General features: G+C 73.5%; 7 protein-coding genes and 3 tRNA genes. 5 read left to right on the top strand and 5 right to left on the bottom strand.

Annotation, left to right across the window (positions count from 1 at the left end; genetic code table 11):
- Window positions 1-95: 95 nt before the first annotated feature.
- The 3 genes from F9B16_RS46980 to F9B16_RS46970 all read right to left on the bottom strand — a co-directional run bounded on the left by F9B16_RS46980 (window position 96) and on the right by F9B16_RS46970 (window position 381).
- A tRNA-Ser gene (locus F9B16_RS46980) sits at window positions 96-183 on the bottom strand.
- A 40-nt stretch (window positions 184-223) separates the two neighbouring features.
- A tRNA-Ala gene (locus F9B16_RS46975) sits at window positions 224-294 on the bottom strand.
- A gap of 15 nt (window positions 295-309) precedes the next feature.
- Window positions 310-381, bottom strand: a tRNA-Trp gene (locus tag F9B16_RS46970).
- A gap of 322 nt (window positions 382-703) precedes the next feature.
- Here F9B16_RS46970 and F9B16_RS46965 point away from each other — a divergent pair.
- A complete protein-coding gene (locus F9B16_RS46965) occupies window positions 704-1276 on the top strand; it encodes a hypothetical protein (protein WP_151546761.1) in 573 nt (190 codons plus the stop codon).
- Between the two features lie 23 nt (window positions 1277-1299).
- On the opposite strand, the gene F9B16_RS46960 is transcribed toward F9B16_RS46965, so the two are convergent.
- Entirely contained in the window at window positions 1300-2877 is a 1578-nt protein-coding gene (locus tag F9B16_RS46960; protein ID WP_151546760.1) for a Na+/H+ antiporter, read from the bottom strand.
- 287 nt (window positions 2878-3164) lie between these two features.
- On the opposite strand from F9B16_RS46960, the gene F9B16_RS46955 reads away from it, so the two are divergent.
- On the top strand, window positions 3165-3722 hold the full coding sequence (locus F9B16_RS46955; RefSeq protein ID WP_151546759.1) for a CGNR zinc finger domain-containing protein: 558 nt from the start codon (window positions 3165-3167) through the stop codon (window positions 3720-3722).
- 29 nt (window positions 3723-3751) lie between these two features.
- Here the strand turns inward: F9B16_RS46955 and folP are convergent, their stop codons facing one another.
- Complete coding sequence (gene folP / locus F9B16_RS46950; RefSeq protein ID WP_151546758.1) at window positions 3752-4612, bottom strand: dihydropteroate synthase; 861 nt, start codon at window positions 4610-4612, stop codon at window positions 3752-3754.
- Window positions 4613-4846: 234 nt separating this feature from the next.
- Between folP and F9B16_RS46945 the strand changes: the two genes are divergently transcribed.
- From F9B16_RS46945 to F9B16_RS46935, 3 genes are all read left to right on the top strand, one after another.
- On the top strand, window positions 4847-5881 hold the full coding sequence (locus F9B16_RS46945; protein WP_151546763.1) for a GDP-mannose 4,6-dehydratase: 1035 nt from the start codon (window positions 4847-4849) through the stop codon (window positions 5879-5881).
- A 32-nt stretch (window positions 5882-5913) separates the two neighbouring features.
- The gene (locus F9B16_RS46940; RefSeq protein ID WP_151546757.1) at window positions 5914-6177 is read left to right on the top strand and encodes a ubiquitin carboxyl-terminal hydrolase 14; all 264 of its coding nucleotides are present in this window, start codon (window positions 5914-5916) and stop codon (window positions 6175-6177) included.
- A gap of 46 nt (window positions 6178-6223) precedes the next feature.
- A partial coding sequence (locus tag F9B16_RS46935; RefSeq protein ID WP_151546756.1) for an MFS transporter occupies window positions 6224-6922 on the top strand: 699 nt, incomplete at its 3' end.

Raw genomic sequence — 6922 nt, 5'->3', positions numbered from 1 at the left:
CGGCCGCACCGGAGTGGGCCGCGCGGCACCCCGGCGCGGGACCGCGGCGGCGGGATGGCCAGGCTCGGCCATCCCGCCGCCGCTTTCCCCGTGAATGGCGGAGGGTAAGGGAGTCGAACCCCTTCGAGTTTCACCTCGACGTCAGTTTTCGAAACTGCTGCCTTACCGTTCGGCCAACCCTCCTCGCGCGGGCGGGGGAGCGCCCGGCGGCGGCCGTGCCGCGTGGACCGGCAGGGAGTCGAACCCTGGTCGCTTCCTTGCAAGAGAAGCGTGCTTCCGTTGCACCACAGGCCCATCGAGCGTGCTCAGCAGGGGCGGTAGGAGTCGAACCCACTTTCCGCCGGTTTTGGAGACCGGCCGCCTATCCGGTGGCTCGCCCCTTCGCTTCCGTCCGACATGTTCGATGATGCGCTTTTTCCCATCACGGCCGCAAAGCATTTATCGGCGAACGGCGGCCGGCGGGCGCGCGCACACCCGGGCGCGGTAAGTGGCGGCACGGGCACGGAGAGAAACGATCAATATGCGCCCGTACGGCACGTATAAGCGTGGTGTAAGGTCCAACGACGCACGGGGCGAACACCGCGAACCCGCCCGTCGGCACTGGCAGGCACGCCGGACTTCCTGCAGGGCGCACCCGTGGTGAAACCCAGGACAAGCGTGACGTCACGTTATGTGATGAAAGAAGAAGGCGAGGGGGCCCGCCATGAGGCACGCACGGGACGGGGCTGCCGCCGCGATGAGCGCGGCCTCGAGGATTCTCGTCGCCCGGGGGAAGAACGAGCCCCAGGAGATGGAGAACCCCGACGTCGCCTGGGGGCAGCGCGCGCGGGACGGCGTGTGGGTGCCGACCAAGGACGGGCAGCGGATCCACCTCGGCATCGACGTGGCGGCGGCCGACACGGTCGCCCAGGTGCTGCGGCCCAGCCTGCGGGTGTTCGTGGGCGTGGACGTCGACACCGACATCGTCGCGCAGACGACCGACAACGGGGTGCGGCTGCTCACGGTGATCCACGGCCCGGACGCCCCCTCGGAGTTCCGCTTCCCGGTGTCGCTCGCCGACGGCCTGGCCCTGGAGGCGATGCCGTCCGGCGGCTACGACGTCGTCCACCTGCGCTATGGCGCGACCGTGGGGCGGCTCTACAACCCGTGGGCCAGCGACTCGATGTTCCGCCAGGTGAAGGCGGACTACACGCTGGACGGGTCGGCCGTCACGATGCGCGTGCAGCATACGGACGCCTACTACCCCGTCGTGGCGGACCCCCACTACGCCCGCTGATCCCGCCCGGCCCGTGACGCCGGCTAGGAGCGGCTGCGGCGGATGACGACGGGGTCCTCGAAGTCGAGCTCGCGGCTGATCTGGCGGAGCGTGCCCGCGCCGATCCTGCCCTTGCGGTAGAGCGCGGTCAGCTTCGCGCGCTGCGCCCGGACCAGCTCGCCGCGCACCTTGCGGCTGTTGGGCGGCGGCGCCTCGGTGCCGGCGTCCTCCTCGTCCAGGAAGTAGCGGACGCGTTCCAGCCGCAGTTCCAGCATCTGCCGGAACGCCTCGGCGGTCTGGTCGTCGACCTGCTCGTCCTCGGTGAGCTCGTCGAGCCGGGCGAGGGCGGCCTGCAGCCCGGCCCGGCGTGCCGTCATCACCTCCAGCCGGCGCTGGTCGGACTCGATCAGCCCGAGGCCGCGCAGCAGCGGCGGCAGCAGCGGCGCCTGCCCGACCAGGGTGATCAGCACCACGAGGGCGGTGAGGAGCACGAGCACGCCGCGGTCGGGGCCGACCGCGGTCGGCAGCGACAGCGCGATCGCGAGTGAGATCGCGCCGCGCATCCCGCCGAGGCCGATCACGAGCCGCTGCCGCCAGCCGAGGCCCTCCTGGCTGCGCCGGCCGCCCGGCACCAGCCCGGCGAGCGGGCCGTTGCCGAGTTCCCAGAGCAGCCGTACGCCGATCACGACGGCCGACACCGCGAGCGTGGTCAGCAGCACGCTGTGCCAGGTGTGCCCGCCGGGCTGCCGGATGATCTCCCGGATCTCCAGGCCGAGCAGCACGAACAGCGTCGACTCGAGCAGGAACGTCAGGATCCGCCAGAAGGTGTCGCCGGCCAGCCGGGACGCGGGCTGCAGCACGCCCTCGCCGTGGGTGCCGATGGAGAAGCCCGCCACGACCGTCGCCAGCACCCCGGACGCGCCGAAGTTCTCCGCCGGGATGAACGCCGCGTACGGGGTGACCAGCGACACGATCACCTGGCTGATGGGGTCCTGGATGCGGCGCCGGATGCGGCGGATCACCACGCCGAGGACCAGCCCGTAGGCGATGCCGCCGAGCACCACCTGGACGAGCCGGACGGCGCCGTGCCCGGGCGCGAACCCGACGCCGATCGCCTCGATGGCGAGCCCGAAGATCGTCAGCGCGACGCCGTCGTTGATCAGGCTCTCGCCCTCCAGGATGGTGACGAGCCGGGCGGGCGCGCCGAGCCGCTGCATCACCGCGGTCGCGGCGACGGCGTCGGTGGGGGCGACCGCGGCGCCGAACGCCAGCGCGGCGGCCCAGCCGAGCCCGGGCAGCAGCGCGTGCACGGTCGCGGCGACGGCCCCGGTGGTGACGGCGGTCAGCCCGAACGCCAGCGTGACGATCGGGACCGCGTCGGCGCGGGCCTCGCGCGGGGCGGTGAAGAACGCGGCGTGGTACACCAGCGGCGGCAGGAAGCCCATCAGCACCAGATCGGGCGGGGCGACGACGGCGGGCAGGCCGGGCACGAACCCGGCCGCCATCCCGAGCAGCACGAGGAGGATGGCGTCCGGCAGCCGCAGCCGGCCGGCCAGCGCCCGGGCCGCCAGCACCACGACGGCGACGACCAGGAAGACGATGAACAGCCGGTCCCCCTCCACGCCCGTGATCCTCTCCGGATCGCGGCGCGGTACGCGCGCGGCGGCGGAGCGCTTCCGCCGCCGGCCCGAATATGGAACGTTCCCGCAGGCAGTGGGGCCGGAACCGGCTGCGCCGTCCCGGCAGGGTCGGCGTGGACGGGGCCGCCGGGCGTCATATGGTGGGGGCCGGGCCGCGTTCCGGCCCCGGCGGCGCTGCCGGGCGCTCGACCGTCCTGCCCTCGTCGGGACGGTCGGGGGGTTCGCCCCCCAGGAGCAGTACGACCCCGGTCCCCGAGACTGGAGCCACAGTGATCTTCACCCATGACACCGAGCACGCGCTCGCCGTCGTCGTCGACCTGATCAACACCGGTGCCGCGGCGTCCGGCACCGAGGAGCTCGGCGGGCTGCCCGGGCTGCGCGCGTTCGTCGGGCGCAGCGCGTTCAGCGACGTCGGCGCGCTGACCGAGGCCGACCTGGCCCGGGTGCTGGCGCTGCGCGACCGGTTCCACGCGGTGTTCCGGACCGGCGACGTCCCCACCGCGGTCCGGCTGATCAACGAGATCGTCGGCGAGGTCCGCACCACCCCGCACCTCACCGACCACGACGGCTACGACTGGCACGTGCACTTCTTCGCGCCCGGCGCGCCGGTCGGTGAGCACCTCGCCGCCGACTGCGGGATGGCCCTCGCCTACGTGGTGGCGGCCGGCGAGCTGGACCGGCTGCGCACCTGCGAGGCGCCCGACTGCTCGCGCGTGCTCGTGGACCTGTCGCGCAACCGCTGCCGCCGCTACTGCGACAGCCGGACCTGCGGCAACCGCATGCACGTCGCCGCCTACCGCGCCCGCCAGCGCGAAGCGGCGTTGTAGGGCGCTCGCGCGGTGGCCGGGGCCGCCTCTTACTCCGGGACGACGGCTTGCTCCGGGAGGATGGCGGCGACCGTGTCCAGGGCGCGGCGGGCGGCGGCGACGTCGTGGACGCGGAAGACACGCGCGCCCAGCAGCGCCGAGACGCCGAGCACGGCCATGGTGCCGACGCCGCGCTTGTCGACGGGGCGGCCGAGCGTCTCCCCGATGAAGTCCTTGTTGGACACCGCGACCAATACCGGCCAGCCGGTCGCGGTCAGCTCCCCGAGCCGCCGGGTGATCTCCAGCGAGTGCCGGGTGCTCTTGCCGAAGTCGTGCGCGGGATCGATGAGGATCGCCTCCCGCGCCACCCCGACCGCGAGCGCCCGCTCGGCCTCCGCGGTGACGTGCCCGATCACGTCCGCGACCACGTCGCCGTACCCGGTCCGGTGCGGCCGGGTGCGCGGGTCCAGCCCGCCCGCGTGCGCGCAGACCAGCCCGACGCCGTGCGCGGCGGCGACCTCCGCCAGCGCCGGGTCGGGGCCGCCCCAGGTGTCGTTCAGCAGGTCGGCGCCCGCCTCGGCGACGGCCGCGCCGACCTCCGCCCGCCAGGTGTCGACGCTGATCACCACGCCCGGGTGCCGGTCCCGGACGGCGGCGACCAGGTCCACCACCCGGCGCAGCTCCTCGGCGACCCCGACGTCCTCGCCGGGGCCGGCCTTCACGCCGCCGATGTCGACGATGTCGGCGCCCTCCGCGACGGCGCGGTCCACCGCGTCCAGGGCGGCGCCGAAGCCGTAGGTGGCGCCCTTGTCGAAGAACGAGTCGGGCGTCCGGTTCACCACGGCCATGATCGCGTGGCGGCCGAGGGCGCGCCCGTTCAGCCGCAGCGGCGCGGCGTCCGGAGAGGTCATGATGCCCCACACCGTGGCACATGCGGGGCCCCGGGCGCCACGCGGCACGGCGTCCCGCCGGGCCGCCGCGGACGGCCGTCCGGGGCCGCGGCGGCGAACCTGAAGCAAATTCGGTTCAAACGGCGCCCTCCCTCGTCAGCATCCCCGCGGGGTCGCTAACCTCATATTTCACGCTCGCCCGGGTTCGCCCCGCGGTGGGCCCCGCGTCGCACCGACCAGCCCATGGAGGATCCGCTGTCCAGGCGAGCACTCATCACCGGCATCACCGGACAGGACGGCTCGTACCTGGCCGAGCATCTGCTTGAGCTGGGATACGAGGTGTGGGGCCTGGTCCGGGGGCAGGCGAATCCGCACGTGTCGCGGCTGCGCAAGCACATCGGCGACGTCCAGATCACCACCGGCGACCTGCTGGACCAGGGCAGCCTGATCTCCGCGGTCGAGCGGGTCCAGCCCGACGAGGTCTACAACCTCGGCGCGATCTCCTACGTCCCGATGTCGTGGCAGCAGGCGGAGCTCACCGCCGAGGTGACCGGCATGGGCGTGCTGCGGATGCTGGAGGCCATCCGGGTGGTGTCGGGCATCAGCCCGTCCCGCACGCCCGGGCGCGAGCAGATCCGCTTCTACCAGGCGTCGTCCTCGGAGATGTTCGGGATGGTCCGGGAGACGCCGCAGAACGAGCGGACGCCGTTCCACCCGCGCAGCCCGTACGGCGTCGCCAAAAGCTACGGGCACTACATCACCCAGAACTACCGCGAGTCGTACGGGATGTTCGCGGTCAGCGGCATCCTGTTCAACCACGAGTCGCCGCGCCGCGGCGCCGAGTTCGTCACGCGGAAGGTGTCGCTCGGCGCGGCCCGGATCAAGCTCGGCCTCGCCACGGAGCTGCGGCTCGGGAACCTGGACGCCCGCCGCGACTGGGGCTACGCCGGCGACTACGCCCGCGCGATGCGGATGATGCTCGCCCAGGACGCCCCCGAGGACTACGTGATCGGGACGGGCCAGACCCAGTCGGTGCGCGAGCTGGTCGAGTTCGCGTTCCGCACGGCGGGGCTGAACTGGGAGGACCACGTCGTCCTGGACGAGCGGTACACCCGCCCGGCGGAGGTCGACCTGCTGTGCGCCGACCCGAAGCGGGCCCGCGAGCAGCTCGGCTGGGAGCCCGAGGTGACCTTCGAGGGCCTGGTCACCATGATGGTCGAGTCGGACCTGCGGCTGCTCGCCGAGTCCGCCCGCCCCGAGGACGAGCCGTTCAGCCCCGACCACTGGTGATCCCTTGACGGCGGGCGTGGCACGATGCCCGTATGGCCACTTGTGAGCACGTGCAGTCCGTCCCGGTGGAGGACCCGGCGCCGAACACGCCGCAGGGCTGCCAGGAATGCCTGGAGCAGGGCACCCGGTGGGTGCACCTGCGGCTCTGCCTGAGCTGCGGGCACGTCGGCTGCTGCGACTCCTCCCCCATGCGGCACGCCACCGCGCACTACCAGAAGGAGGGGCACCCGATCGTCCGGTCGTTCGAGCCGGGCGAGGACTGGCGCTGGTGCTTCGCCGACGAACTGATCGTCTGATGGCGGCGGCGCCGGGCGAGGGGGCGCCCTCCGGCGGGAGGCGCTGATGCCGGACGTCCGGTTGGGCACGGGGCCGGGACGCTGGATCCTGCTGGCGACCGTCCTCGGGTCGAGCGTGGCGATGCTCGACTCCACCGTGGTGAACGTGGCGCTGCCGCGGCTCGCGCGGGACCTGCACGCCGACATGGCGGGGCTGCAGTGGACGGTCAACGCCTACACCCTGACGCTCGCCGGGTTCATCCTGCTCGGCGGGTCGCTGGGCGACCGGTACGGCCGCCGCCGGATCTTCCTGATCGGCGTGGTGTGGTTCGCGGTGGCGTCGGTGCTGTGCGGGATGGCGCTGAACGTCGAGATGCTGGTGCTGTCGCGGGCGCTGCAGGGCATGGGCGGCGCGCTGCTCACCCCCGGCTCGCTGGCGATCATCCAGGCGTCGTTCGCGGCCGACGACCGGCCGCGCGCGGTCGGGGCCTGGTCGGGGCTCGGCGGCGTCGCCGGGGCGGTCGGCCCGTTCGCGGGCGGCTGGCTGGTGGAGGCGGCGGGCTGGCGGTGGGTGTTCCTGCTCAACGTGCCGCTCGCGGCTGTCGTGGTGCTCGTCGCCGTCCGGCACGTCCCGGAGAGCGTCGATCCGGACGCCCGCGGCCGGTTCGACGTGCCCGGCGCCGCGCTGGCCGCGCTGGCGCTGGCGGGCACGACGTACGCGCTGACCGAGGCGCCCGGCGGCCGCACCCCGGCGGTGGTGATCGCG

The sequence above is a fragment of the Actinomadura montaniterrae genome, assembly GCF_008923365.1.
Classification (GTDB): domain Bacteria; phylum Actinomycetota; class Actinomycetes; order Streptosporangiales; family Streptosporangiaceae; genus Spirillospora; species Spirillospora montaniterrae.
The sequence above is the reverse complement of the archived record's forward strand: the minus strand, read 5'-3'. Positions and strand labels throughout refer to the sequence as shown.

Bases quoted from the DNA above. Each gene is read 5' to 3' on its own strand.
- F9B16_RS46965 (WP_151546761.1), top strand. From the start codon at position 704: ATGAGGCACGCACGGGACGGGGCTGCCGCCGCGATGAGCGCGGCCTCG.
- F9B16_RS46940 (WP_151546757.1), top strand. From the start codon at position 5,914: ATGGCCACTTGTGAGCACGTGCAGTCCGTCCCGGTGGAGGACCCGGCG.
- folP (WP_151546758.1), bottom strand. From the start codon at position 4,612: ATGACCTCTCCGGACGCCGCGCCGCTGCGGCTGAACGGGCGCGCCCTC.